Genomic DNA, 25945 nt, shown 5'->3' on the forward strand with positions numbered 1-25945 from the left:
AGATGACCGACGGCAGCAACGGCGGCACGCCGAAAAAACCGGCCCCAAAAGCGCCTGCAAAACGGAAACCTGCGGCAGCCAAACCGGCAGCGGCGAAATCTGCAGCAACGAAGACGGCGGCTGCCAAACCGCCAGCCGCCAAACCGGTTTCGGCGAAAGCTACGGCAAAACCGGCTGCCGCAAAGCCCGCATCCGCGAAGCCGGCGGCCACCAAACCACAGGCGGCCAAACCTGCTGCCCCCAAGCCGTCTGCTACAAAGGCGGCAGCGCCCAAATCTGCAGCGCCCAAGGCCTCTGCTCCGAAACCGGCCGCAGCTAAGCCATCTGTGGCAAAGCCAGCCAGGGCCAAAGCCTCAGTCAAGCCTGCGGTGGCAAAACCGGCTGCTTCCAAACCTGCTGCTTCCAAATCTGCTGCGGCGAAGAAACCGGCTGCTGCGAAGCCTGCCCCCGCCAAGCCTGCAACCGCCAAGTCGGCCGCTGCCAAACCCTCTTCTGCCAAACCCTCTGCTGCCAGACCTGCAGCCAAAAAGCCCGCCTATCCGGTCCACGGCACGATCACCGGTCCGATCGTGATGATCGGCTTTGGCTCCATCGGCAAGGGGACGCTGCCGCTGATCGAACGCCATTTCAAGTTCGACAAGACCCGGGTCACGGTGATTGATCCGGTGGCCACGGACGCCGAACTGGTGACCGGTAAAGGCTATAAATTTGAAAAAGCTGCGCTCACTCCGGACAATTACAAGGATATCCTGACCCCGCTTTTGAGCGAAGGGGAAGGGCAGGGCTTTGTGGTCAATCTGTCCGTGGACACGTCCTCTCTCGACCTGATGAAACTGTGCCGCAAACTTGGCGTTCTTTACATCGACACGGTGGTGGAACCCTGGCCGGGCTTTTATTTCGACGGTAAGGCCTCGGCGGCCGAGCGGACCAACTACGCCCTGCGTGAAGCGGTGCGCAAGGAGAAGAAAAAGAAGCCCGGCGGCACGACGGCAGTCTCTTGCTGCGGGGCCAATCCGGGCATGGTGTCCTGGTTTGTCAAAAAGGCGCTGGTGGATGTGGCCACAGAAACCGGCGTGACATTCAAGGAGCCGTCTGACCGCAAGGGCTGGGCCAAGCTGATGAAGAAGACCGGCGTCAAGGGCATTCACATTGCCGAGCGCGACACCCAGCGGGCAAAGGACCCCAAACCGGCCAACGTCTTCCGCAACACCTGGTCTGTGGAAGGGTTCCTGTCGGAAGGCTTCCAGCCGGCGGAACTTGGCTGGGGCACCCATGAAAAATGGAAACCGGCCAACGCCAAGAGCCACAAGAAGGGTTGCAACGCGGCGATCTATCTGGAACAGGCCGGGGCCGCCACGCGCGTGCGGACCTGGTGTCCGACCCCGGGGGCCCAGTTCGGTTTTCTGGTGACCCACAACGAGGCCATCTCCATTGCCGACTATTTCACGCTCGAAGACGGCAAGAAGGTTACTTACCGGCCAACCTGCCACTATGCCTATCACCCCTCCGATGATGCGGTTCTGTCTCTGGATGAGTTGTTCGGGGCCGCCGGAAAAGTTCAGGATACGCTGCATGTGCTGGACGAGGCGGAGATCCGTGACGGGATTGATGAGCTGGGGGTTCTGCTCTACGGCCACAAGAAAAATGCCTACTGGTATGGGTCGCAGCTGTCGGTGGAAGACGCCCGCAAACTGGCGCCTTGCCAGAACGCGACCGGTCTTCAGGTGACCTCTGCGGTTCTGGCCGGAATGGTCTGGGCGCTGGAGAACCCGGAGGCCGGGATCGTTGAGACCGACGAGATGGATTACAAGCGCTGCCTTGAAATCCAGATGCCGTATCTTGGGCCGGTGAAAGGCTATTACACCGGCTGGACACCGCTGGACGGCCGTCCGGGCTTCTTCAAGGAAGATCTGGACAAGAAAGACCCTTGGCAATTCCGCAATATACTGGTGCGGTAGGGGACAGCATCCTCAAAGTGTCCTCCGGACCTGGATGGCTACAGGTGTATCTGATTGCGAATGGACTGGTTTCCCACTGCTGGCTCTGCTGGCGGTGGGTTTGTTTTTTCCGGAATACTCTGACTTTATCTGGAAACTCAAAATTCCATCTAACCGTTTGAAATCTATGGTCTTTGATCGCGCCGTGCGCTCCGGATCAAACCGGTAAAACCGTCAGGGGGGCTTCAGGCGGATGTGTCGAACCGTCTGCTCGAGAAAAGTTGATTGTCAAAAATTTCAATCGGCACAAATTAGCCTCGCTTTTCCGCAATCGATGCCGAATGTCCCGTGTCACATTCGGATCGAAATATGAAACCGATTTTGTATTGTCTTTTTTTCCTGTGTTTTTCCCTGCCCGTCCAGGCGGAACAGCTTCAGTTCGGCAATGTTCTTTATGAAATGCCGGAGAATTGGACTGGGGGCAAAGTTGAGCGAGGCACCAAGGTTCTGCTGCCACGGGCTCGGCTGAAGGACTGCAGGAGCTGCCGGATTTACCTTGGTGTCGGACAGGCAAAAGAAGGCAGTCTCGAAGCCTTTTTCCGGCAAAAGATTTCTGGAATGCTGAGCGAAGAAGACCGGGCAGAGCTTGAGATCAAGGTGGGGCCGAAACCGGAGAAAACCGCCGGGTTCCCGGGGCTTCTGGCGGCCTGGAGCGTCGGACGGAAGATTTATGTGGGCGTCGCGGTCGAGCTGCGGCAACGCTATGAGTTTGCCGCCTTCCGGGTCACCTGGTCCGGGCCGGGCTCTGCCGACAAGGCCACGCGCTATTTCGAGCCTTTCACGCGGAGCCTTCAATTTGTCAGCGAGGGCGCTGCGTCCCTGTTGGCGGACGCGCGCTCCGGATCGCTCTCCGGTGTCTTCCGTGGCTATTCCATGGGAGTTGGTGTTGGGGCAGGGGGCACCGGGACCCTGGTCCCCAATTACAAGACGCTGGTGTTCTGGCAGGATGGCCATTTTTTCGACGGCACGCCGCCAGCGGGACTGGCACCGCTGGACCCGGACCGGCTGCTGGCGCAGGGGGTGACCCGTTTTGGCGTTTATGAGGAGCGCGGGCGCACTGTCCTGTTGACCTATGCGAGCGGGCGAACCGAGGAGATGACACCCTTGTCCGGTGGTGGCTGGAAGCTCGGGAAGCGGGATATGATCAAGGCCGAGGTGCTGCCCGATGGCAGCAAGGTTGCGGGGGTTGCCTCCAGCATGATGTTCGGCGGATTTACCCCCGGTTCCGGTGTCTCCGGCGCCACGGCTGCCTCTTCGGCCATCCGGTTGTTTGAAAACGGCAGCTACACCTCCAATACGGCCCTCAGCACCAGCGGGGCGTTTGCCGGCGGCGGAGGGTTTGCAGGTGGCGGCAAGAGCGCCAATGCAGGAACCTACACCGTCCAGAATGGCCTCATCCGCTTCACCGCCCTGGAGGGCAAGCCCATCGCGCCGCGCCTGATCTACCGGTATCTGGGCAAGACCTATGTCGGCGGCCGCGAACTTGAGTGAGCGGCCGGTCCTCTTGAGGGGGATGGCCTCAAACTGTCAATTGTCTTTCAGGGGAGGTTCAGGAATGCCATTCAAATTTCCGTTTTTCAGGAACCGCAAGGCGTCTGGTGGCGGCACGCGACCTGGCGCTATGGAGCCGGGTGCAGACAAGGGGGCCTCAGCAAAGCCGGAGCTTGAGCCAGGAGATGCGTATGTCAACGCCATCGGCGAGGCGCTGTTCATCTGTGCCGACCGCAAATGCACTGAGCGGGGACTGGAGAGCTGGGACAGTCTGGCCCAAGTTTACACCGTCGGAGATGGCTTTTTGAGCAACCAAGGATATCTCTATCACGGCGAAATGATTGCGGCATTCTCAGCTGAATTGTCCGAAGCTCCTCTGTGGCTGGATAACAAGGTTGTCGAATTCAGAGAGTTTTTGACCACTGCGACCAGCAATACTTTCCTGCAGCTTCTGATCCAGATGGAGCGGAGCTCCAAGCGGATCCGCATTGATTTCGAGTTTGATGATCGGGACAGGTGGTCCATCAATCCACGCAACTTGCGGAAAATGCGCGAAACGCTGAGGCCTGTCTTTTGACGGAAGCGCCGCGGTTCCAGCCCGCTGTGATGCGCTCCATGGATCAGCTCCGTGGATGTGGACCGGGGGCCTCTGTCCAAAGACAGGTGCGGTATTTCTTTTCAATTCTGACCGAGGACACAGTCATATGGCTTTCAGATTGCCCTTTTCAAAGAAACGCGGAACGCGGGCAGACGTCGGGGCCCGGAGCCTGCAGGAGGCCGACGCTGACGCCAGAAACGGGACTGGTGACGAGACTGGGAATGTGACTGACGGAGACATTGGCCTTGATGCTGGACCTGACGCTGGCCATGGCGCAGACGCAGGCTCCCCTGCTGGCGCAAACACTGAAACCGGCACAGGCTTTGGGGAGCGCCCCGGCCCTGGCGGAGGCAGCCGCCCTGAAAAAAGCATACAGCACGGCTCCGGCGATGATCTTGTTACCACGATTGCAGAGGCGGTGCGCATCTGTGCCGACAGGAAACTGGACGGGTGGGAGAGCCTGGCGCTCGTCTTTGATATCGACGGCGGGAGCCTTGCCAATTCCGGATTTCTTTACAAGGACGGCACTGTCCAGGCGTTTTCTGCGCGCCTGTCCGAAAACCCGAAACTGCTGTCTGGCAAAGTCCGCAAATTGAGTACCAACATGGTGGAGACTCTCGGCCAGAGCTTTTGCCAGCTGCTTCTGCAGATGGGGGAAGAGCCCGGACAGATCCGGATTGACTTCGAGTTTGAGGACCCGAAACGCTGGGCGGTGACTTCGGCAAATCTGAAGGCGATGCGGGAGCGTTTGCGGCCTAGGTTTTGAGGAGCTGCAAGGTCTGGGAATGGGAAGACTTTATGTTCATAAGTAGGCCTTTCTTCCGCCACAAGCGTCTCTTTCCAGTGCTGGCGGCGCTGCATGGGCTCATCCTGGCAGGAAGCTGCTTTGCGCTTGCCGGAGTGAGCGATGCGTCGTTTTTTGTCTTTGGATCGTCCTTCCGCTTGCCGCTCTTTTCTGTCGAAGTCATGGTTTTCCTTTTCTTTGCGCTGGCGCCGCTGGCTGTTCTTGTGTCCTATGCGGGGGTGGTGCCAGGACTGGCAGACTGTAAGGGCGCTTTCAAGGCTGTGGCCCTGGGCGCTGGGCCTCTGGTTCTGGCGGCGTTTTGGTGGCGGTCCCTGCCAGCGCATGAAGTGTGGCTGACCCTGCTTCAGGGGGTGTGTTTTGTTCTGGCCTGTGCCGCTGCCCAGAAGGTGCTGTACGCACCGGACCGGGACGGGGAACTGCCCGGGCAGGTCTTGCCGCCAGTCTCAAGAGCATTTTCTATCTGCCTTCTGGCTGCGGTGGCCGGGCTCTCCCTTCTCAAGACCGAATACGATCTCTTTCAGGCGAGGATCGAGGACGGGGCGGCGACGGAGGAGGTGGCTATGCGTTCTCAAGCCGGGTGGGACCAGGTCTCCGCGTTCTGGGACCTGATCCGGCCCGCCAGGGCAAAGCTGGATGGTGCCACCTTTACCAAAGTTCCGGACGGGCCCCTGCCGTCTGAAACGGTGGCCGGCCTTTTTCTGGACATGTGGTGCGCGAACCTTTCCAAGTGTGAAACGACCCAGATTCCCTTCAGCGATGTCAATGAGGGCAAACTGAAGTACACGGAATGGCGGGACCTTCAGCGCCAGCAGATCGCCGCTTTTGGCCGCCCGCGCTTGACGGAGCGGGACCTGCGGCGGGCGCATCTGGATGGCGCCAGTCTCATTCTGGTCTCTGCAGGAACGTATTTTTTGGACAGGCCCAAGAGGGTAACGGACTTTTCCGGAGCCTCCTTGCGCAACGCACACCTGATGGGCGGTCACTTTGTGCATGCGCGTTTCGACAGGGCGGACATGCGCGGGGCGGACTTCAGGCAGGCCAATTTGGGAGCCGCAAAATTGCGGTTCAGCTCCCTTGATGATGCGGATCTGTCCCGCGCATTTTTGAGCGATTCGAAAGTTCAGGGCGCCAGTTTGCGGCGGGTGCGGATCGACGACACGCGCATAACCAGCATGAGAGCGGATCTTGCTGACTTCAGCGAGGCGCGGATGACCGGAGTCACGATCTTTGGATCATATATGAGGGGCGTTCAGTTTCAAAAGGCGGAACTTGAGGATGTGTCGATAAATGGCGGCCAGCTGTCCGAAGGCAACTTCCGACAGGTGACATGGCGGGACTCCTACATAGCTGAAGCGCATTTGAAACAGGCCGACTTTTCCGGCGCACACCTTTTTGATATCTCCCTCTTGCAAGACGACTTCACCGCCGCGCGCTTCGACGGGGCGCATCTTGAAGAGGTTGGTTTTTTTCTATCGACTCTGGCAGAGACCCGCTGGCTGCAAGCGCGTCTGTCTGATGTCGAGTTTAAAGCGACGCGGCTGGCCGGAACAGCTGAGGCACCATTGTCCTTTTACGGCACCCGGATCTCAAATGTCCGTTTTCCCGGTTCCGCGCTGCGCTATGCGGATTTCAGCGGCACGAAGAACCTGGACTTTAAAAACAGCTTTGGGGACGGGTCCGTGATCTTGCCGGATGGGGTGGCGCGACCCTGCCAATGGGCCAGTGCCGGAGAGGTTCTGTCCGACCGGGACTATTGGGCCCGCTGGCGGGGCTGGCTGGAAAGTTCGCCCCTGAAAGACAATCGCACGTTCTGGAACGGAAGGGCTCATAGGGAGCGCCAAGGTGTTGCGCCCGAAGGGTTCGAGCTGGTGGAGCCGATTGCGCCGCCGGCTGGATGCAACTGGTCCGGGCCGGCTGAAGGCGAATAGGTGCAAGGGGCAGGCCGCAGGTCCGTTTTGAGCGGAGACAGCAGGCTTGACCGGCAAATGTCTATAGGCAAATCGCGTTTAAACGGGTTCTGATTTCCCTGTCTCTCGGCTGTGCCTCGAACGCGAAATCTGAAAAAGTCTGAATTCAATGAAACGCGATGCGCTCTCACCGCCGCAGACGGGGCTGCGGCGGTATGTGGCGCAAGGCCAGGCGGCGTCAGTCGCCGATTGGGTTGATGTCACCCATGAACCGGAGCATGTCGGCCATGGTAAAGTCACCGGGCTTTTGGGAGGGCAGGGTTGGGCGCCAGTTGGGCCCGCGTTGCCACAGATAGGACTGATGGTCCCCGTGAACCAGCCCGACCAGAACTTCGGAAATGAGGGTCGAGCCGACCGGGCCGAGCCGTTCGCCGCCTCCTTTGACGGCCGCTTCCTTGAGCACGTAATACCAGAGCGGGGTTTGGGTATGCAGGTCGAATTTCCTTGCAGCTGCGCCATCCGGACCGCTGGCAATCTCCTCTGACGTCATCGGATCGGCAATGCCCATGGCCGTCGCGATCATCTGGCCGGAGGGGAGGCCCAGATTGACCCCGCGCTTGAGGTTGCGAAAGGCCAGGTTGCCGCCATTTCCCGGCAGCTGGTGCAGTTCCCTGGCCAGGAACGCATCCAGTTTGCGGGAGGCTTGCGGCGGATGAGCCGCATCCACCTCATGGAAGCGGCGCCAGTCGATGATCCAGTTGCTCGGCAGGCTGGCAATGGGCAGCGGACCGGTTGGCGGCTGCGGCGCGAGCTCCCCGACGATCTGGCCGGACAGGCCGGTGAAACCGAACAGGAGATGAAAGCTAGTGTCCGTGAATATCCGGTTGTGATCGTAAACCTGCCGGACCATGGAATGGCCTAAGCGGTAAGCGGCGCCGGAAAATTCCACCGGCATATAGGGCAGTTTCTTGAACCGGTAGAACTTGCGGCCGTCATGCAGGATCTTGTCGACAATGCCAGGCATGGTCAGGCGGCCCAGAAAGTCGTGCAGGACGATCCATTGATAGTGCCAGGTCACGAGCCGCCGGGCCTCGTCGAACTGGTCTTCCTCGGCGACCCCGTCATCGGAGAGCATGTCGATGACCGCATTGTGGAATTTCAGGAAACTCAAATGGGTCTGGGCCACAAGCAGATTTTCATCGTTGCGGTGATCGCCAATCAGCGCGTGGCCTTCCTGGTTGCGCGGCAAATCATTGCGCAAAGAAGCGGATGTGCCAGGTCCGGGAACGGGCGTGGTGCGGCCCAAAAGCAGCTTCTTGTTGCGCCCGCCCTCCTGATTGCGCGCATACATATGCGGGCTGCCGTCCGGGCCCCTGCCATAGACGCTGTCGAGATCAAGGCTTGGGCTGCGGAAATTCTGCGTGGCCTGTGGATCGCGTGCCTTTTCGCCCAGAGAGGTCAGATCCAGGGTGATGTCATGGTCGATAAACTGGCCAAGATAGGTAAAGCCTGCCGGAATGTTGGCGTTGTCACCGGTCAGCTCGTCATTGTCGACCATGGCCTGGGCCAGTTCCTGCAGCGGTTCATCTGCGACGTTGAGCGCGGGCAGTCCGGGAAACATCCGTCCAAATTTGCCCGGATCGTCATGGCCGCTCAAAGTATCCAGAGAAGCGCGCGTAGGATGGCGTCCCGCACCACCGTGGTGGGGGTTCATATTAAGTTTTTGGGTCATTTGTCGCGTCCGTAAAATCTAGAATAGAATTAAAATGGTTGTATTTCAGAGTGAAAATAAATCGCGCAATCAAAATCACGCTTCCAAATTATCATAATTCATTTTTTTACTCTACGTAAAATTTTAATATAATTGCCAAGTGCCTGTCTTTTATACGGTATTTGTTTGATAAGTTCCCCGTTTTGAAGTGAAAACTACCCTGAACATTCTGTGGGAAGAGGACTGCCGGAATGACGCTATGTATTTCAGGAGAAGATCGCGGAGCGGTCCGGACACCGGTTCAAACGGGTGCGCATTCAGATCGAGAACACAAGCGGCCGGCTGCGGATTGACTTTGAATTTGACGATCCCGCCCGCTGGGCAGTGTCCCACAAAACCTGAACGAGGGACGTGAAGGGTTGCGTCCAAAGTTCTGGAAAGCAAATCGTATTTGATTGGATTTGTTTTTCATTGTCTCACATCAAAGATTTCAACGCGAACGACATAACAGTTTGACTACGGATGAATGCGTAAGATTCTAGAATAAATTGTATTAATTAAGTCTGCACCTGATATGGTTCGGTGGCGTATCCGTCTGGAAAGGGCTTTAGCGCCTTAACCATAGCCGCATTCCTTTGCGGGATTGGGCGGGCGGAAGAGCCCTCAGGATTGCGCTTTTCAAAGCGGGATGCTAGATGATTTCTGTATTTACAATGAATACGTAGTAAAGTGTAGTGGATATTAAATGTCTGAATTTTCAGAGAAAATTAGAAGTATTATTACGCGGGATCTTAACCTTGCGACATGGGTGATCACGCCGGATACGCCATTGGGGCGTTTGGGGGCGGATGATCTGGATGCCATCGGCCTGATCATGGCTGTGGAACGGGAGCTTGGGATCTGCCTGCCCAACGACGCGTTCCGCTCTCAGGATTTGCCGGATGGGGAATGGACCTTCGGCCGATTTGTCCAGGCCCTAGAGAGTTTTGTAAGCCCGGATCAGGGGAGCGTTTCTGCCCGCCCGCAGGTGGAAGAGGTGCTTCAGCCCGCCTGACCGGACAGGTGCTTCCGTCCTTTAGGGCAGGCCGCAATCAAACGGATTTGCCGCCGGATGAGAGCGGTCCGCGCTAGATCAGGAGGCGGACCACATTGATCGCCGCGGCCTTGCCCTTGACATGCTGCGGGCCAATCGGTTCCTGTGCGATCTCCGGTCCCAAGGATCTGGCAATCTGCTCTGAGGCCAGAATGACGATATCGGCAGCTGCGTCGATTTCCTTGCCCAGGCTTTCCAGCCGGGCGGCCGCATTCACCGTATCGCCGATCACCGTGTAGTTGACCCGTTCGGGCGCCCCGATATCACCTACTACCAGCGGTCCCATATGAAGCCCGATGCGGATGCGGACGGGCGGCGCGCCGCGCGCCTGTCTGGCCTGATTGTCCGCGCGGATGGCGGTGGCCATGCCGAGGGCAGCCCTGGCGGCTGGCAGGGCCGGATCGTCAAGACGTTCCGGAGCGCCCCAGAAGGCCATGACGCTGTCGCCGATATATTTGTCGATTGTGCCGTTCTGCTTCGTGATTTCGGCCCCGAGCAGGGAGAGGTGATGGTTCAGGAAGTCCGCAGTCTCGCTGGCGGACATGCCTTCACTGGCCGGCGTGAACCCGGCAATGTCGGTAAAGAGCACCGCAACGGTGCGTTCTTCCGGCGGGGCCTCGGCCCGGCCTTCTCGCAACAGTTTGCGCACCAGAGTGTGCGGCACATAGCGGTTGAAAGCGGTCAGGCCGCCCACCATTGCGTTGAAGCCCTGGGCGAGGTCGTCCAGTTCCCGGATGACGGAGGCGGGAAGGGGTTTCACATCGTCCAAATTCAGTCCGGCGACTGCCTTTGCCGCCGTTGAAGCCCGCTGCACAGGTCTTGCAATCCTGCGGGCCAGAAGCACGGCTCCGCCCAGCGAGAGCACGAGAAGGCAAAGCCCGATCACAAGGGCAAACAGCAGCTGGTGGATCGGCTGGTCCAGGAATTCAGAGGGAAAATGCACCCCCAGCCGGGCCGGGAGGCCAAGCAGGGGCTTGTCGTTGTTGCTGACAATGATGAACCTGCGGCTGCCGGTCCGGTCATAACCGCTGCGCAGCTCCAGCGTATCGTCCAGATCATAGGCCTTGTTGGGGATGCGCTTCATCTCGTCATAGTTGGCCAGAAACAGGTCGGTGATCTGGCTGACATGAAGAAGCGGCTTGTCCGCGCTCAGATGCTCGAAGCTCTCGTGAAGTTGCGGGTGGGCGACAATGTTGCGGGAGCCCTTTTCCATCAGGAAGACAGTGATGTCGTCGGTGGAGATGTGCCAGGTGATTTCCGAGATCCGCTCCAGTGACATGCCGACCATGAAACTGCCCTTGTAGGTGCTGCCCCGGTAGAGTGGCTGGGTATAGACGAAATAGGTGTGCCCCCGTTCCGGCATATAGAGCGGGGGGCTCCAGAAAGGCTGCTGCTGGCGGCCAGCTTTCTCTGTGAGCGGTAGGAGGCTTGCGTATTCCTCTGCCAGATCCAGTTCATCTCCCAAAAGATCTCCGTCCGCGTCCCCCCGGTCGACATCGACGCCGTGGCCGGTCTCGTTCACGAGCACCAGAAAGGATACCCGGTCCTGGGGCGCTAGGGCTCCATATAGATAGGTGATCATGAGGCCGGGTTCCTCAAAGGCCAGTTCCCGGGCCGCCCAGCTTGCCTTGGTGTAGTCGCCGGTCTCCAGAACGGCCTGAAGCTGTTCGGCAAAGGCGGCTTCTGCGGAATCGATCCCCAAATCCACAAGCCCGCCGCCCAGTTCCCGGATCACTCTTTGCGAGGTAAAGGCCTGGATGATCAGGATTGATGCTGCGGTGAGCACCACAAAGGTTCCGATCACTGTTGCCAGGGTGGGTGTAATGAAAAGCTTGTTGCGTCGAATCACGGGACAGGCCCCAGCAGGCGGACAAAAAAGACCCCGAAACTTTGCGTGTTCGGGGTCTTTGTTCAAGTGCCTTGATACAGCTGCGTCAGGAGGCTTTTTCCGGCGTGTCGAACTTGCGTCCGTAGTCGACCGCAATCTCGTAGTCCGGATCTTCCAGAACGGAGACCTCGACCAGACTTCCGGCCTTGTCCAGGAGCTTCTGGCAGTCCGGAGACAGGTGGCGCAGATGCAGCCGTTTGCCTGCGGCTTCATATTTGGAGGCGAGCGCGTCGATGGCTTCCAGACCGGAATGGTCGACCACCCGGCTGTCGATGAAGTCGACCACCACGTCTTCCGGGTCATTTTGCAGATCAAACAGGTCCGTGAAGCCGGTTGTGGAGCCGAAAAACAGCGGGCCGGACAGGCGGTACACTTTCCAGCCTTCCTTGCTGGTGCCGATCCGGGCGCTGATGCGGGCCGCCGCGTTCCAGGCATAGGCCAGCGCGGAGATGATGACACCAACCACCACGGCCACCGCCAGATCCGCATAAACGGTCACACAGGTCACGATCACCATCACCAGCGCGTCGATCAGGGGGATCTTGTGCACGATTTTCAGGCTGGTCCAGGCAAATGTGCCGATCACCACCATGAACATGACACCGACAAGGGCCGCCACCGGGATCTGTTCGATCAAGGGCGAGGCGATGACGATGAAGGAGAGCAGGAACAGGGCCGCGGCAATGCCGGAAATGCGGGTGCGGGCGCCGGACTTCACATTGATCATGGACTGGCCGATCATGGCACAGCCCCCCATGCCGCCGAAAAAGCCGGTCACGATGTTGGCCGTGCCCTGGGCGACGCATTCCTTGGAGGCCCCCCCCTTGGTGTTGGTCATGTCCGCCACCAGATTCAGCGTCAACAGGGATTCGATCAGGCCGATGGCGGCCAGGATCACCGCATAGGGCAGGATGATTTCCAGCGTTTCCAGGGTCAGCGGCACCATGGGAATGTGGAAGGTTGGCAATCCGCCCGCGATGGACGCCAGATCCCCGACGGAGCGGGTGTCCAGATTGAAGCCGAGCACGAGGGCGGACACGACAAGAATGCCTGCCAGCGGGGCCGGGAACGCGGTGGTGATCTTGGGCAGGAACCAGATCACGGCCATGGTCAGCGCCACAAGGCCGAGCATCAGGTAAAGCTCCGAGCCGCCCATCCAGGTGAGGCTGCCGCTGCCATCAGGCACTTTGAACTGGCCAAGCTGGGCCAGAAAAATGACTATGGCCAGTCCATTGACGAAGCCAAGCATGACCGGGTGGGGCACCATGCGGATGAACTTGCCCCATTTCAGAACGCCGACGCCGATCTGAAGAATGCCCATGAGGACGACGGTGGCGAAGAGATATTCAACCCCATGCTGGGCCACAAGAGAAACCATCACTACGGCCAGCGCGCCGGTGGCACCGGAAATCATGCCCGGGCGGCCGCCGATGCAGGCGGTGATCAGGCCGATGAAAAAGGCGGCGTAAAGGCCGACCAGCGGGTTCACCCCGGCGACAAAGGCAAAGGCTACAGCCTCCGGGACAAGCGCCAGGGCAACTGTCAGGCCGGCCAGCAGCTCGGTCTTGATGCGGGCGGCATCGAGCTTTGTTGAGGAAGCAGGCTCTGCGGCCTGGGCGCGTGCGGACAAGATGGGCTCCGATTTTTGGTTCTTAAATGCGGCCGTTGCCCAAGAGGGGAGGACGCAAATTGGTTGATCTAAATCAATTGAGGGCGTTCTAATTGATTTGCTGCATCGCAGCAAGAAAAAGCGGGAATACCAGCCATGCAGCCGAGCAGGTAAGTCAGGCGTGTTGACTGTCAAACCTCTTTTTGTCCGAGCTGATTGCAGAGAGTCAAGTCATTCGAAAGCCAATATCCTTCTGGAAAGCTGGAAGAATATTGTATGCGTTCCTTTCAAATGCATTTTGTGCTGTTTTTTGATCTGCAGTCTACGGAGCCATAATTCTCTGGGGACAAAGACAGGACCTCAGTGCCGCAGAACGGGACGCCTGCATTCCGGGAGCTGCCAGGGCTGCCGTCTGGCCGGGCAGGGGATGCGGGCCAAAAAGGCTCGACGGGCGCAGCCTGGGGGGCTAGAACCAGCCAAAACAGGTCCGGAGACATCATGAAGCCTACCAATCCGGTGTTCACCGGCATCAACACCACCGTTTTTGAGACCATGTCCCGTCTTGCAGCTGCCCATCAGGCAGTCAATCTCGGGCAGGGTTTTCCGGATGTGGACGGCCCGGAGGATATCCGCGCATTGGCAGCCCAGGCGCTGCAGGACGGGCCCAACCAGTATCCTCCGATGCTCGGCCTGCCAGAGCTGCGTGAAGCGGTGGCCGCCGCCAACAAGCGTTTCTACGGGCTGGAGATCGACCCGCACACGGAGGTGCTTGTCACCTCCGGGGCGACAGAAGCGCTCGCCGATTGCCTAATGGCGCTGGTTTCGCCCGGCGATGAGGTGGTTCTGATTGAGCCGCTTTATGATTGTTATTTGCCGCTGGTGCGCCGGGCCGGAGGCATTCCTGTGCGGGTGCGGGTGAAGCCGCCGGACTGGTCGCTGGATGAAAATGCGCTGCGGGCAGCTTTTTCGGAGCGGACCAAGGCGGTTTTGATCAACAACCCCATGAATCCGACCGCCAAGGTGTTTTCTGAAGCGGAGCTGCAGCTTATTGCGGGTCTCTGCCAAACCCATGATGCCTATGCGATTTGCGACGAAGTCTATGAGCATCTGGTTTTTGACGGCGCAGAGCACCGCCCCCTGATGGGCCTTGAGGGGATGCGCGCGCGCACGGTGCGCATCGGCTCGGCGGGCAAGACTTTTTCCCTGACCGGCTGGAAGGTCGGCTATGTGACCGGTCCGGCCCATCTGATCGACCCGATTGCCAAGGCGCACCAGTGGGTGACCTTCACCACACCGCCCAATCTTCAAAAGGCGGTTGCCTTCGGCCTGAACAAGGGCGACGACTATTATGACGGGCTGTCCAGCGACCTGATGGCCAAGCGGGACCGTATGGCGAAGGGACTGACGGGGCTGGGTTTCACGGTGCTTCCCTGCGCGGCGACCTATTTTTTGACCTGCGCCATTGACGGTCTGGGTCTTGGGGACACCGATGTGGAAGCCTGTGAACGGCTGGTGCGGGAGGCGGGCGTGGCGGCGGTGCCGGTCTCTGCGTTTTATGGCTCCGATGCGCCTACCGGCTATATCCGGTTCTGCTTCTGCAAGAAGGACTGGGTGATTGACGAGGCCATAGCGCGGCTGTCAGCCTTTTTGACTGCGGCGAGAAGCGAATCCGCATAGCGTTGGGCGGGAGTTTGCTGCCGGTTTGACCGGATGGCCGGGCGCGCTGACGGACGGGTACGCCCTGGACTTGAATTTGAAACAAGGAAGAAGACCGTCATGACCAATCCGGTTCTGGTGGATGTGACCCGTGGCGTGCTGAGTGAAAGCCGGCACCGGGGCAGTTTGGCGATTGTTGATACGGACGGCAAACTGGTCTGTGGTGTCGGCGATGCAGAGGCCCGGGTCTTTCCCCGCTCCGCCATCAAGGCCCTTCAGGCCCTGCCGCTGGTGGAATCGGGGGCTGCGGAGGCGCTTGATCTGACTGATGCGGAATTGTCGCTCGCCTGTGCCTCCCACAATGGTGAGGAGGTTCACGCCAACGCGGCGCGGGTGATGCTTCTGAAGGCTGGTTTGAGCGAAGAGGACCTGGAATGCGGGCCTCAATGGCCGCAGCGTATGGAAGATGCCGCCAAGCTGATCCTGGCCGACCAAACCCCGTGCGGCCTGCACAACAATTGCTCCGGCAAACATGCCGGCTTCCTGGGCCTGGCCAAAACGTTGGGGGTTGCGACCAAGGGCTACGTTGAGGCCGGTCATCCGGTCCAGCGGGAAGTGCGTCTGGTGATGGAGCAGATGACGGGTGACACGCTGAAGGAGGATATTTGCGGCACCGATGGCTGCTCGATCCCGACCTATGCCTCGCCCCTTAAGAGCTTTGCCAAAGCCTTTGCCGTCTTCGGCACCGGGGTTGGTTTGGAGCCGTTGCGTGCCGATGCGGCCCGGCAGATCTATGATGCCTGCATCAACGAGCCTTACATGGTCGCAGGCGCGGGCCGGTTCTGTTCCAAGGTCATGGAAACGTTCCGGGGCCGGGTCTTTGTCAAGACCGGGGCAGAGGGCGTCTTCTGTGCCTCCCTGCCGGAGCTTGGGTTCGGTGTTGCCCTGAAATGCGATGACGGTGCCACCCGGGCGGCCGAAGTGATGATGGCGACCATTCTGGAAGCGCTGCTGGATCTGAATGAAGACGAAGCGGAGCTGCTGGATAGTCTCATCAATCCTCCGGTCCTGACCCGGCGCGGCTTCCAGGCCGGGAAGATCCGGCCAACGGACGCGTTCCTGTCGGCCTTGAAGACCGCCTTCGCTTGAATGGATAAAATACTTGTTTTATATCATGATTTTATAAGTTCTTTTTAATGTTACGATTTAAGTTTTCGGGGAAATGCCCCGGGAGGGTCCGGCCGGAATCCGGTGCGCCGTTTATGAGCGCACGCCGTCTCATGCGCTGATCTGGTTGCCCATGACAGTCAGATTGGCAAAGCTTGTGGTGCCGTTCAGTTCGCCCGTGGCCGGTTCCAGCCAGCGGTAGCCCCGGATGGCTCCGAGAGCGGAGCCCTGCACGATGTTGTTCGTGATCGTGGCCGGACCCGCGCCCTCCACCACCGTGATGGCGATGCCGGTGGTGCAGTCGCGCAGCACGTTTTGCGCCGCCGAGATGTTGCGCATGTAAGGCCCCCAGCCCAGCAGCATGCCGAAGCGCGGCGCCCCTTCAATAACGTTGCCGGTCAAGGTGGTGTCGGCTTCGGCCGCGATGCCGATGCCGAATCCGGAGACTTCCGGCGGATAGGGGCCGTCCTTGGAAATGTTGCGGATCAGATTGCCGGAACAGACCGAGAGGCGCCCGCCATCCATGAAATTGGCGATCGAAATCCCGGTGGTGGCGCCGTCGACAATGTTGTTGGCGATCACGGCCCCTTTGAAATTGAATTCCGAATAAATCCCCGTCTCGCCGGAGCGCAGACAGGAATTGCCCAGGATCTGCACATTCGAGCCCGTGTTGGAGCGGATGGCGGAAAAGGCGCAATCGGTGATGCGGTTGTTTGACACCATCACCCCGTGGGCGCGGAACACGTTGATGCCGTTGCCGAACTGGCCGGTGCCGCCATAGCGTGCGCCGATCCGTTCGATCCGGTTGCCGGACACCAGAGTGCCGTCCTCGCCCTCCCGCCAGCGGTGGATCCAGATACCGCCATTGGCGCAGTCGCTGACCACGTTGCCGGTGATGGTCAGACCGTCCGCCTCGTTGGAGCGTAGGCCCGCTTCGGCGGCGCCATAGATCCGGCAATTCTCGACCCGGCCGGAACAGCGGTCGAGCACAATGCCCATTTTCGCCGATCCGGCAATGTCGCAATTGTCGAACGCCAGATTGCGCACGCCAATGAAATGCAGAAGCCCTTCGGTGAAATCGCCGATCGAGCGGTTGGCGCCGTCAAAGGTGAGGCCCTGAAGGCCGATATTGCTGACCCCTTCAGCGCGGATCAACTGGCCGCCACCGCCCTGATAGACCAGCCGTGTGCGGCCCGGCACCCCGACAATCAGGCTGCCGGAGGGCAGGCGCAGATTGGCAACCGGATAGGTGCCGGCGGGCAGAAACAGGGCGCGGCCGCGCTCCACAGCCCGGTTCACGGCGTTCTGAAACTGGGCGGTTTGATCATCCGGTGCGTTCGGGATCAGGCCAAGGTCAGCGGAATCAATCGCCCCCCGAAGATCGGCGACCTTCATCTGCGCAGCGGCCGCTGTGCCGGAAAGGCACAGGACTGTCCCGGCGAGGAACGCCCGGCGGCTCGGTTTTGACATATCACCCGTCATTCGCAGTGCCATTTGCTGTGACCGTCCCGGGATGGGATCAGTCTCGGATCTTCAGGATCTGATCAGCAAAGGGTGTGCCGGATGGCTTTTGTCCGACGGTACAGGCAGGTGAAGCGTCGCTTGCGCGTCGTTCAGGCGTGACAGGTTATTCGTATTGGCCTCACAGGCGCCGGGCGAGTTCCTGCAGCAGGCGAAGGGCGGCCTCTTCGATCACCGGATAGGCGGGCCGTGTGTCCCTGGGGCCCCTGGGCAGGGCCGGTACATGGACAAAGACGCTGGGGATGCCCGAGCCGAGGGAATCCCACAAAGTGGCGTTGCAAAGATAGGTGCCCGCATCGGTTGACAGATGCGCGGGCGTGCCCGCGCTGCGGGCCGCATCGCGCAGAGCGTGGGCAGGCAGCGGGGTGTATCTGGCTCTTTCCCCGCCAATCAACAATTCCGGCCTGTCAGGCGCCCGTCCAGCCGCATCCGGGCGCACGCGAATGGCCCGGTTGACCGCGCGGGTTTCGATATTGAGGGTGCGGCGGGTGCCGTCGACGCCAAAATGCACAATGGCATCCGGCGTGATCTTGCGCCGCAGTTTGTCTGTTACCGTTTGCCGCCCAGCCCAGGTGGTCGGCAGGACATGGAAGGAAAACGCCACCCCTGAGCTGAGATGGCCCAGCCGTTTCGGCAGGCGCTGCATCAGATACTGGGTTGGATTGACCGGTGCGCCGGGAAAGGGTGAAAATCCGGTCACAAGAACAGTTTTGGAAGGAGGTGTCATTCGTCCAGTCCCATCAGCCCGGCGAGTTCTTCCACGGCGAGCGAAACGGCCGTGGTGCCTGAGCGGACATTGTCTTCGAGGGTTTTCAGGCGGACCGCCGTCTTGCGGTTGGTCTTCAGGGCGGCTGTCATGCGCTGCTGCAGGAGCTCCCACATCCAGGCCACCTGCTGGCGGCTGCGCTTGTCCTGCCACTCGCCGCTGGCCTGCATGCGCTCCTGATAGATACCGATCTGCTGCCAGAGCGCATCGAGCCCTTCATTGGCCAGGCCGGAGATTGTGAGCACGGGCGGTGTCCAGTTGGGGGATTTGGGGGCAAGAATATGCAACGCGGCGCGGTAATCGGAGGCGGCTGAACGGGCTTTGAGAGTACCGTCCCCATCCGCCTTGTTGACCGCGATCATATCCGCAATTTCCAGAACGCCTTTCTTGATGCCCTGAAGCTCGTCCCCGGCGCCGGGAAGCATCAGAACGAGGAAAAAGTCGACCATGTCGGCCACGGTCGTCTCCGACTGGCCGATGCCGACAGTCTCCACCAGAATGACGTCGAACCCGGCGGCCTCGCATAAAAGCATGGTTTCGCGGGTCTTGGCGGCAACTCCGCCAAGCGTGCCGGCAGAGGGGGACGGGCGGATGAAAGCGTCCGGATCAGTCGCGAGGCGGGCCATCCGGGTCTTGTCGCCGAGGATCGATCCGCCGGTGCGTGTGGATGAAGGATCAACGGCGAGCACGGCCACCTTGTGGCCGCTGGCGGTCAGGTTGGAACCGAGCGTGTCGATGGTGGTCGACTTGCCAACGCCGGGCACCCCGGTGATGCCCAGACGCAAAGCCTTGCCGGTCAGGGGCAGCACGTCCTGAATCAGGCGCTGGGCCAGCTGGCGATGGTCGGCTTTTTTGGATTCCACAAGCGTGATCGCCCGCGCCAAAGCGGCGCGATTGCCCGCCGTCAGATCCGCCGTCAGCCGTTTCGGATCCCGAATGTTTGCCGTTGAAGTCATTCCCAAGGCTTAAACCAGGATTCGGCAAAGGTCACCCGGGCTTTTGAGGGTAGGGCAGCCGATTGTCGATGGTGCCTGTCCCAAACCTGAGAGCGCCTTCGCCGAAATCTGAGTGTCTCCACTCAAGACGGTTCTGCGGAACGGTCTTATCCTTTGTGCTCCTGACAAAGGACCGGTGAAGGCAGGTGCATGATTTTCGTGCCAGCCGGGGCCGGAGGCCCGCATTTGCAAGGCCTTTGGGAGCCGGCCGCCCCGTTTTTCCGGCGGCCTCAACATCATTTCATCAAGGATTGAAAGTCATGTTCAACTTTTTCCGGTTTTCGAGCCATGCCATTTTGGGCCTGTGCGCCCTGTCCGGCTCCAGCGTCCTTGCGCTGGCCTGCAGCTTGCCCGCTGACCGCCCCCATGAACGGGGTCATGCGCTGGCGGCGGGCCTGTCGGCACAAACCTTTGTGGACACTGTGGCCGGGACGCTCGGCGATGATGTAATGGGGTATGGGGTCATCTTAAGGGACCCGGAGGGCCGGATAGTGGCCCATGTGACCCATGGCTGGGCCCAGTCGCCTTGTGAAACCACTGGCGGGCGGCCCTTCGGCCTCAACACGGTCACCCCCTGGGGCAGCGTTACCAAAATGGTGACCACGGCAGCGGTTCTCAACAAGATCAGGCGGTTCGGCAGCAAAACGCTGGACGACCGCATGGCCGATTATCTGCCCTTGAGATGGCAGCCGGGCTGTGACGGCTCCGGTGATTGCTGGCGCGATGTCAAAATCCGGCATTTGCTTGCCTATCAGGGCGGGTTCCGGGGCTCGGTGAACACGCCTTACAGTATCCGTTTTCAAAGCGGGACGACCGAGCGCCCCGTGGGAGAGCGCAAATACAGCAATGAGAATTTCGGAGTGTGGAACTATATGGGCGCTTTTTTCGCGGAAGGGCGGATGCGCCGGATCGATAACGCCTATGACGGGCCGCAGGCCTCTTATGATGCGGTCATGTTTACCGCAACGCGGGGCATCTGGACCGACTACCTGAAAAATCAGGTCTATGATCCGCTGGGCATTCGAGGGGCTTGCGCGGCCGTGGATTTTGCCGGGCCGGACCACGTTCTGCTTTATAACTACAAGCAGGGCGACGGTGCGGATGAAACCGGATACAAGCCCAATCCCGTGGATACGCCCAATTGCACCTCCGGCGGCATTGTCATGAGCCTTCGGGACATGAGCGTCTTCACCCATGCCCTTGCCAACACGGGCAAGGTGATCCGCAAGCGGCAGTTCCGCAATCATCTGTCGCGTACGGATGACGATGTTCTCGGCTGGAACGGCAGCCGGGCGACCACGGATGGGCGCATGTATTTCAAGGCCGGGGCCTCGACCAAACAGGGCGGCCACCTGGGGGCGCATGCCATGGCTTTTTCAAGCGGGTATACGGCGGTGATTGCGACCAATTCGTTTCCGCGCGAAGGCACCACCTGGAAACGCCATCTGGTCATACGCGACGCCTATAACGCGGCTGTCGCGGCTGCTTCCGGCACTCTGACCGGCAACTAAGGCAAGTCGCGCTCCAGGGCGCGCACTCCGGAAAATATTCGCTGAGACACAGTGAAAGCCCCGGCGGGTGCCGGGGCTTTCTGAGCTGATCAGGCACGCGGCCGTCCAGTGCGGGTCTCCCAATAGAGGGCCCCGGCAAAAAGGGTCAGGTCTTAGGCGTCCATAAAATGCGCTGAAGTTCCGCGTCGAAGAGCTCCTTGGACGGCGGCAGACGGTCGAACGGGCCCTTGTAGCCCGGAATGGCATAGACCAGTTCCACATTCGGGTGGCCGGTTGATTTGCAGATCGCCATGCCGCGCCACAGGTTCTTGCCCACCCGGCAGTCAGCGCTGGCGCTGCCGATTTCGGAGAAGGTCATGCCGATCCGCTCGCCATTGGGGCCCTGCAGATGGTGGGTGACCCCATGGACCGACCGCACCTTGCCGTCCTTGCCCTTGAAGACCTGCAGCACTTGGAACCCGTCGGAATTGAAGGCGGCCAGGGCCCATTCGGTCCGGTCTTCCTCGGCGGTCTGAATACCTTCAGCGGTAAAGCCAGGCAGGGCGGTTTCAATAGATTTCGGCCCATAAGCGGTTTCCGGGGTGATGCCGCCGACACTGTCTTCAGTGATCTGAACCAGGGTCACATTCGATGTCTGCACCAGACTGTTGGGTTTGCTGTCAAAATCGGCCGTCGGCGAGCAGGCTGCAGCGGCAAGAGCTGCGAAAAGAACGGGGGCAAGGGAAAGACAAAGACGCATGGACACACACAAGTATATGAAAGGGGCCGCGTTTCAGGCGCTGTTTCAACACGTGTTTAACGGCCCGGGATGAATTTGCAATTGGTCAAACCGCTGCTGTGGAAAAGGCTCCGGCTTGTCCGGTGGATGAAAAGAAGTCTGCTGCCAAAGAAAGGCGGCCAGAACGTGTCGCCTTCCTCCGGGATCAAACCAATTTGTCTTGCGCGCCGACGCTTCTCAAGTCAGGCAGAGAAAGGCAAATCCGATGAAACGCGATTTGTTCTAGATGTCGGACCGGGCAATCCATTTCGGCGTTTGGGGCGGTTCATAGGCTTTGAAGAGATCGAGCAGGGCCTCCGGGGTCGCGGCAATCTGGGCCATGTTGCGCATAGCAGGTTTGGTGAATCCTTCCCGGGTCTGGTGGTCCAGAAACGCGATCAGCTGGTCGTAATAGCCTTCAATGTTCAAAAAACCGCAGGGTTTCTGGTGATAGCCAAGCTGGCCCCAGGTCCAGACCTCGAAGATTTCCTCCAGGGTGCCGACACCGCCCGGAAGCGCAATGAAACCGTCGGAGAGATCGGCCATCATCGCCTTGCGCTCATGCATGGAGCCCACCAGATGCAATTCGCTCAAGCCCTCGTGGCCGATTTCCTTCTCCTTCAGCGAGTGGGGCAGAACCCCGATCACCTCGCCGCCAGCGGCGAGCGCCGCATCGGCAACGGTGCCCATCAGCCCCACCTTGGCGCCGCCATAAACAAGCTTGTAGCCGTTTTCGGCGAGCATGCGCCCGGTGTTGCTGGCCACCGTTGAATAGGTTTCAAGCGCCCCATAGCTGGAGCCGCAAAATACACAGATGGATTTCATGTCAATCCTTCTTTTGCACACAGGGTCTGCTTCGGGCAGGCGGACCGGCCAGAGGTCCGCCGCAATGGGCCTCACGTTTTGGACAATTCGTCCAGCACCCGGGCCCAGGAGCGGATGCCCTTCTGGAAGCTGGTCAGATTGTATTTCTCATTGGGTGAATGGATCTGGTCGTCTTCCAGGCCAAAGCCAATCATCAGCGTGTCCATGCCAAGCATGCGCTTGAAGTCGCCCACAATCGGGATGGACCCGCCCATGCCGGTCAACGCGGCTTCCTTGCCCCATTCGTTTTTCAGCGCGGTGGCCCCCTTTGCCAGAGCGGGCATGGCGAAATCAAGCCGCAGGGCCGGGCTGCCTTCCTTGGCGATGAACTCCACCGAACAATCCGCCGGGATTTTTGAACGCACATAGGCCCGGAAACTTTCCTGAATCTTGTCCGGATCCTGATCGCCTACAAGGCGGAATGTGAATTTGGCATGGGCTTCTGCAGGAATGACAGTTTTGGAGCCTGCGCCCTGATAGCCGCCCCACATGCCGTTCACTTCAACGGTCGGGCGGGACCAGATATGTTCAAGCGGCTTGCGGCCGGTTTCCCCACGCGGGTATTTCAGGCCAACGTCTCCGAGGAAATCCTCAACGGAAAAGCCGAGGCCATCCCACATTTTGCTGACATCTTCGGGCAGCTCGATCACGTCGTCATAAAAGCCGGGCAGGGTGATCCGGCCGGTCTCGTCATGAAGGCCGGCAATGACATTGGCGACAATGTGGTTCGGGTTCTGGGCTGAGCCGCCATACATGCCCGAATGCAGGTCCCGGCTGGCGGCCCGCACGATGATTTCGTCCCCGACCATGCCGCGCAGCATGACGGAGATTGCCGGTGTTTCCGCGTTCCACATGCCCGTGTCGCAGACCAGGGCGAGGTCGCAGGTCAGCTCGTCCTTGTTGGCGGTCAGGAAGGGATGCAGGGACGGCGAGCCGGATTCCTCCTCCCCCTCGAACAGGATGGAGACATCAATCGGCAGATCGCCGGTTTCCTCAATATAGGCCCGGGCCGCCTCGACAAAGGTCATCAATTGGCCCTTGTCGTCGGAAGAGCCGCGGGCAACGATGATCTTGCTGCCGTCTTCGCGGGTCTTGATGCTGGGCTCGAACGGGTCCTGGTCCCAAAGCTCAAGAGGGTCGACGGGCTGGACGTCATAGTGGCCGTAAAACAGAACATGCGGTCCCGTCTTGCCCGATTTGCGGTGGCCAACGACCATGGGGTGGCCGGCCGTGTCACGCACGGAGGCGTCAATGCCGATGCTGTTCAGCTCTGCGGCAAGCCACTCTGCGGCTTCCCGGCAGGGCGCAGCATAGGCGGGGTCGGTGGAAATGCTCTTGATCTTGAGGAGGTCGAACAGTCGGTCGAGGCTGGCGTCGAAATTGGCGTCCACACGCGCCAAGACCTTGTCGATGGAACTCATGATGGGTCCTTGAATTTTATTCGAAAGCGGCCGTGCTTAACAACGGCCTTACAGAAGACACCTAACAGGCCATATCGTAGCAAAAATCGCAATTGGTAAGTTACGCCATCCCCCGCAACAAGGGGCGGGAGAAAGGCCTGGCCACCGGTGTGCGTGTCGCGGTCCTTCGGGTTCAACCAGTTTTGTCTTTTCCGCTGAAATCTTTGATATCCGGCAGCGAAAGACACTTCCAAAACAAAGCCGATTTGTTCTAGGCGGCTTGCGTGCGCGGGTTTTCCGTGTGCCCGGGCTGCGCCAGTGGTTCCGGGCCCGGCAATCCCCCATCCTTGCCCAGATAAACGGTGGAGGACGGAAAGGCAAAGTCGGAGCCGCAGTCTGCGACGATGTCATGAATTGCAAACAGCAGCTCTTCCTGGATTTCCAGATAGGCATCCATCGCGGGGGCAGTCACATACGCATAGATGTCGATGGTCTGGGCATAGTCATCAAAGCTGACGAGCCGCACGCGCAAGGGCGTTTCCTCGACTTTCTCATGGGCCGTGAGATTGGCGCAGATCCGGTCCAGCAGCGTTCTCATCACCTCAGGCGAGGTTTCGTAGCGCAGGCCGATCTTGTGGCGGAAATGGAATTTGTCCCGGTAGCTGTAATTCACGATCTTGCGCTTGGCGAGATCCGCGTTGGAAATGGTGATCAACGTCCGGTCCAGGGCACGGATTCGGGTTGAGCGGATACCGATCGCTTCCACCGTGCCCGACAGGCCGTCAAATTCGCAATATTCCCCGACACGTACCATGCGGTCCGCATAAAGAATGATCCCGCCGATCAGGTTTTCGATTGTTGGCTGGGCCGCCAGGGCGATAGCCAGGCCTCCGACCCCGAGACCGGCGATCACACCATAGATGGGAATGCCGATCTGAGTGGCTCCATAGCCGAGCACGAACAGGGAAATGGCGAGAGAACCAACCCGGAAACCTGTGCGCATCAGGCTGGCATCCAGGCTTGCCCTTGCAGCGCCAGGGGCCTGCACGAACCAGACATAAATGAGTTCCAGGGCCCTGTAGACCAGCCATGCGGTTGCGGACCAGACCAGGGCGGTGGTGGCTGTGCTGATCATCTGCAAGGGCATGCCGCTAATATTGATCTGGTTTTCGCAAAGATAACGGAACAGCATCGCCCCGCCGATCACCGCAGCAGGCCGCAACAGTGCCTGAAGAGCGCGGGCGCGCTCGGAAACGGACACCGGCCGCCACCGTTTCCAGCGCAGGTACATACTGACGGACCCCAGATAAAACAGGCTGACCAGACACAGGCCCAGCCATTGCCAATAGGCCTGGTCGGCGAACTGGTTGTGCAGCCAGGCGGGCCCGGCTTTCAAAAGGCTGTACCAGCGCGGTGCGATCAGATTCCCGGGGGTGTAGATGTAATAGGCAAATAGATCCTCCCCTCTGTCCGCGCGCAAGGGCAGTTCCTTGACGATCGCATAATCTTCAGGAATCCGGGCGACGGAGTCATCGGAAAAGAGATAGTGCCCCTGGCGCTCGCCCTGGGTCTGCCGGACAAGACGCAAGCTGGTGCCTGGAATTGTCCATTGCTCGGGAAGGTTGTCCCCTTTGAAGGGGGTGCGGAAGGTGCCGGCGGTTTCACCTGGAACCGCGGTCAGATCAATGGACGGAATCCGGTCCAGAATTTCCTGCAGCTGCAGTACCAGTTCTATCCCCGCCCGGGCCCGGGTTGTCTGGGGAAGCTCCGACAGATCCAAGGTGCGTTCTGCTTTTTCCATCAGCGCATCAATCAGGACAACCTGATCTTTCTGCGCGTCTGTCAGGAAGATATCGCTGCCGTCTTCATAGGATTTGCGCACGTTCTGCCACAGGACGCTGACTTCCCCCATGATGAACCGGAAGCTTTCCAGCGTGGCGCGGGGGCTGGCCGTGTCGGGCGGGGAAATTGGATTGTCGCGCAAAAATGCGTGGGCCTGCTCCAGCCGGGCTGGGTCGAGCACCGTACTCTGCTTGTTGAGGCTTTTGGCATCCGCCTCTGCCCGGACACTGGCTGCGGACAGCGAAAGCGCAGCACCGGCAAGGACCAACACCACCAGGCCGTGGCGTCGGGCGCCTCTTAAGAGGGCCATGATGAAGCAGCGGGAAAAGATGGTCTGAAACGGCATCCTGCAATCCGTGTCTTGGAA

19 protein-coding genes are annotated in these 25945 nt (G+C 59.8%); 9 read left to right on the top strand and 10 right to left on the bottom strand.

The annotated features are described in order from the left end of the window. Nucleotides 1-572 precede the first annotated feature (572 nt). The 5 genes from ACXAIC_RS05215 to ACXAIC_RS05235 all read left to right on the top strand — a co-directional run bounded on the left by ACXAIC_RS05215 (nt 573) and on the right by ACXAIC_RS05235 (nt 6819). The gene (locus ACXAIC_RS05215; protein WP_475174604.1) at nt 573-1958 is read left to right on the top strand and encodes a homospermidine synthase; all 1386 of its coding nucleotides are present in this window, start codon (nt 573-575) and stop codon (nt 1956-1958) included. A 348-nt stretch (nt 1959-2306) separates the two neighbouring features. Then, nucleotides 2307-3488: a hypothetical protein gene (locus ACXAIC_RS05220; RefSeq protein ID WP_475174371.1), complete on the top strand. Its 1182-nt coding sequence runs from the start codon at nt 2307-2309 to the stop codon at nt 3486-3488. Next, the gene (locus tag ACXAIC_RS05225) at nt 3463-4065 is read left to right on the top strand and encodes a hypothetical protein (protein WP_475174374.1); all 603 of its coding nucleotides are present in this window, start codon (nt 3463-3465) and stop codon (nt 4063-4065) included. The genes ACXAIC_RS05220 and ACXAIC_RS05225 overlap by 26 nt, the downstream gene beginning before the upstream one ends. Nucleotides 4066-4192: 127 nt before the next feature. Beyond that, the gene (locus ACXAIC_RS05230; RefSeq protein WP_475174377.1) at nt 4193-4852 is read left to right on the top strand and encodes a hypothetical protein; all 660 of its coding nucleotides are present in this window, start codon (nt 4193-4195) and stop codon (nt 4850-4852) included. A 32-nt stretch (nt 4853-4884) separates the two neighbouring features. Next, nucleotides 4885-6819 (top strand): pentapeptide repeat-containing protein, encoded by a 1935-nt coding sequence (locus ACXAIC_RS05235; RefSeq protein ID WP_475174380.1) that lies wholly within the window; start codon nt 4885-4887, stop codon nt 6817-6819. Between the two features lie 217 nt (nt 6820-7036). Here ACXAIC_RS05235 and ACXAIC_RS05240 read toward each other — a convergent pair whose 3' ends face one another. Beyond that, a complete protein-coding gene (locus ACXAIC_RS05240) occupies nt 7037-8530 on the bottom strand; it encodes a peroxidase family protein (RefSeq protein WP_475174381.1) in 1494 nt (497 codons plus the stop codon). 724 nt (nt 8531-9254) lie between these two features. Between ACXAIC_RS05240 and ACXAIC_RS05245 the strand changes: the two genes are divergently transcribed. Continuing rightward, nucleotides 9255-9563: a phosphopantetheine-binding protein gene (locus tag ACXAIC_RS05245; RefSeq protein ID WP_475174383.1), complete on the top strand. Its 309-nt coding sequence runs from the start codon at nt 9255-9257 to the stop codon at nt 9561-9563. Nucleotides 9564-9636: 73 nt separating this feature from the next. Here ACXAIC_RS05245 and ACXAIC_RS05250 read toward each other — a convergent pair whose 3' ends face one another. Beyond that, nucleotides 9637-11451, bottom strand: a complete 1815-nt coding sequence (locus ACXAIC_RS05250; protein WP_475174386.1) for an adenylate/guanylate cyclase domain-containing protein — start codon at nt 11449-11451, stop codon at nt 9637-9639. Between the two features lie 85 nt (nt 11452-11536). Continuing rightward, nucleotides 11537-13120 carry a SulP family inorganic anion transporter gene (locus ACXAIC_RS05255; RefSeq protein ID WP_475174388.1) on the bottom strand — a complete coding sequence of 528 codons (1584 nt, stop codon included), beginning with the start codon at nt 13118-13120 and terminating at the stop codon, nt 11537-11539. Nucleotides 13121-13597: 477 nt separating this feature from the next. Here ACXAIC_RS05255 and ACXAIC_RS05260 point away from each other — a divergent pair, with 477 nt between their 5' ends. Beyond that, entirely contained in the window at nt 13598-14776 is a 1179-nt protein-coding gene (locus ACXAIC_RS05260) for an aminotransferase (RefSeq protein WP_475174391.1), read from the top strand. 99 nt (nt 14777-14875) lie between these two features. Next, entirely contained in the window at nt 14876-15904 is a 1029-nt protein-coding gene (locus ACXAIC_RS05265; RefSeq protein ID WP_475174393.1) for an asparaginase, read from the top strand. Nucleotides 15905-16033: 129 nt separating this feature from the next. On the opposite strand, the gene ACXAIC_RS05270 is transcribed toward ACXAIC_RS05265, so the two are convergent. The 3 genes from ACXAIC_RS05270 to meaB all read right to left on the bottom strand — a co-directional run bounded on the left by ACXAIC_RS05270 (nt 16034) and on the right by meaB (nt 19165). Then, nucleotides 16034-17392, bottom strand: coding sequence for a TIGR03808 family TAT-translocated repetitive protein (locus ACXAIC_RS05270; RefSeq protein WP_475174396.1), 1359 nt, complete (start codon nt 17390-17392; stop codon nt 16034-16036). A gap of 172 nt (nt 17393-17564) precedes the next feature. After that, nucleotides 17565-18170: a pyroglutamyl-peptidase I gene (locus ACXAIC_RS05275; protein ID WP_475174399.1), complete on the bottom strand. Its 606-nt coding sequence runs from the start codon at nt 18168-18170 to the stop codon at nt 17565-17567. After that, entirely contained in the window at nt 18167-19165 is a 999-nt protein-coding gene (gene meaB, locus ACXAIC_RS05280) for a methylmalonyl Co-A mutase-associated GTPase MeaB (RefSeq protein WP_475174401.1), read from the bottom strand. The genes ACXAIC_RS05275 and meaB overlap by 4 nt, the downstream gene beginning before the upstream one ends. 299 nt (nt 19166-19464) lie before the next feature. Here meaB and ACXAIC_RS05285 point away from each other — a divergent pair, with 299 nt between their 5' ends. Further along, entirely contained in the window at nt 19465-20715 is a 1251-nt protein-coding gene (locus tag ACXAIC_RS05285; protein ID WP_475174402.1) for a serine hydrolase domain-containing protein, read from the top strand. A gap of 145 nt (nt 20716-20860) precedes the next feature. Here the strand turns inward: ACXAIC_RS05285 and ACXAIC_RS05290 are convergent, their stop codons facing one another. The 4 genes from ACXAIC_RS05290 to ACXAIC_RS05305 form a co-directional block, all read right to left on the bottom strand. Then, nucleotides 20861-21454 carry a DUF1131 family protein gene (locus ACXAIC_RS05290; RefSeq protein ID WP_475174403.1) on the bottom strand — a complete coding sequence of 198 codons (594 nt, stop codon included), beginning with the start codon at nt 21452-21454 and terminating at the stop codon, nt 20861-20863. 261 nt (nt 21455-21715) lie between these two features. Beyond that, nucleotides 21716-22297 carry an LOG family protein gene (locus tag ACXAIC_RS05295; protein ID WP_475174405.1) on the bottom strand — a complete coding sequence of 194 codons (582 nt, stop codon included), beginning with the start codon at nt 22295-22297 and terminating at the stop codon, nt 21716-21718. A 71-nt stretch (nt 22298-22368) separates the two neighbouring features. After that, complete coding sequence (locus ACXAIC_RS05300; RefSeq protein WP_475174407.1) at nt 22369-23757, bottom strand: dipeptidase; 1389 nt, start codon at nt 23755-23757, stop codon at nt 22369-22371. Between the two features lie 250 nt (nt 23758-24007). Further along, the gene (locus ACXAIC_RS05305) at nt 24008-25924 is read right to left on the bottom strand and encodes a mechanosensitive ion channel family protein (protein ID WP_475174409.1); all 1917 of its coding nucleotides are present in this window, start codon (nt 25922-25924) and stop codon (nt 24008-24010) included. Between the last annotated feature and the right edge of the window lie 21 nt (nt 25925-25945).

The sequence above is a fragment of the Roseibium sp. AWQ4_254 genome, assembly GCF_056161025.1.

Bases quoted from the DNA above. Each gene is read 5' to 3' on its own strand.
- ACXAIC_RS05295 (WP_475174405.1), bottom strand. From the start codon at position 22,297: ATGAAATCCATCTGTGTATTTTGCGGCTCCAGCTATGGGGCGCTTGAA.
- ACXAIC_RS05265 (WP_475174393.1), top strand. From the start codon at position 14,876: ATGACCAATCCGGTTCTGGTGGATGTGACCCGTGGCGTGCTGAGTGAA.
- ACXAIC_RS05215 (WP_475174604.1), top strand. From the start codon at position 573: ATGATCGGCTTTGGCTCCATCGGCAAGGGGACGCTGCCGCTGATCGAA.
- ACXAIC_RS05220 (WP_475174371.1), top strand. From the start codon at position 2,307: ATGAAACCGATTTTGTATTGTCTTTTTTTCCTGTGTTTTTCCCTGCCC.
- ACXAIC_RS05240 (WP_475174381.1), bottom strand. From the start codon at position 8,530: ATGACCCAAAAACTTAATATGAACCCCCACCACGGTGGTGCGGGACGC.
- ACXAIC_RS05225 (WP_475174374.1), top strand. From the start codon at position 3,463: ATGTCGGCGGCCGCGAACTTGAGTGAGCGGCCGGTCCTCTTGAGGGGG.
- ACXAIC_RS05235 (WP_475174380.1), top strand. From the start codon at position 4,885: ATGTTCATAAGTAGGCCTTTCTTCCGCCACAAGCGTCTCTTTCCAGTG.
- ACXAIC_RS05245 (WP_475174383.1), top strand. From the start codon at position 9,255: ATGTCTGAATTTTCAGAGAAAATTAGAAGTATTATTACGCGGGATCTT.
- ACXAIC_RS05300 (WP_475174407.1), bottom strand. From the start codon at position 23,757: ATGAGTTCCATCGACAAGGTCTTGGCGCGTGTGGACGCCAATTTCGAC.
- ACXAIC_RS05275 (WP_475174399.1), bottom strand. From the start codon at position 18,170: ATGACACCTCCTTCCAAAACTGTTCTTGTGACCGGATTTTCACCCTTT.
- ACXAIC_RS05290 (WP_475174403.1), bottom strand. From the start codon at position 21,454: ATGCGTCTTTGTCTTTCCCTTGCCCCCGTTCTTTTCGCAGCTCTTGCC.
- ACXAIC_RS05230 (WP_475174377.1), top strand. From the start codon at position 4,193: ATGGCTTTCAGATTGCCCTTTTCAAAGAAACGCGGAACGCGGGCAGAC.
- ACXAIC_RS05270 (WP_475174396.1), bottom strand. From the start codon at position 17,392: ATGTCAAAACCGAGCCGCCGGGCGTTCCTCGCCGGGACAGTCCTGTGC.
- ACXAIC_RS05260 (WP_475174391.1), top strand. From the start codon at position 13,598: ATGAAGCCTACCAATCCGGTGTTCACCGGCATCAACACCACCGTTTTT.
- meaB (WP_475174401.1), bottom strand. From the start codon at position 19,165: ATGACTTCAACGGCAAACATTCGGGATCCGAAACGGCTGACGGCGGAT.
- ACXAIC_RS05305 (WP_475174409.1), bottom strand. From the start codon at position 25,924: ATGCCGTTTCAGACCATCTTTTCCCGCTGCTTCATCATGGCCCTCTTA.
- ACXAIC_RS05285 (WP_475174402.1), top strand. From the start codon at position 19,465: ATGTTCAACTTTTTCCGGTTTTCGAGCCATGCCATTTTGGGCCTGTGC.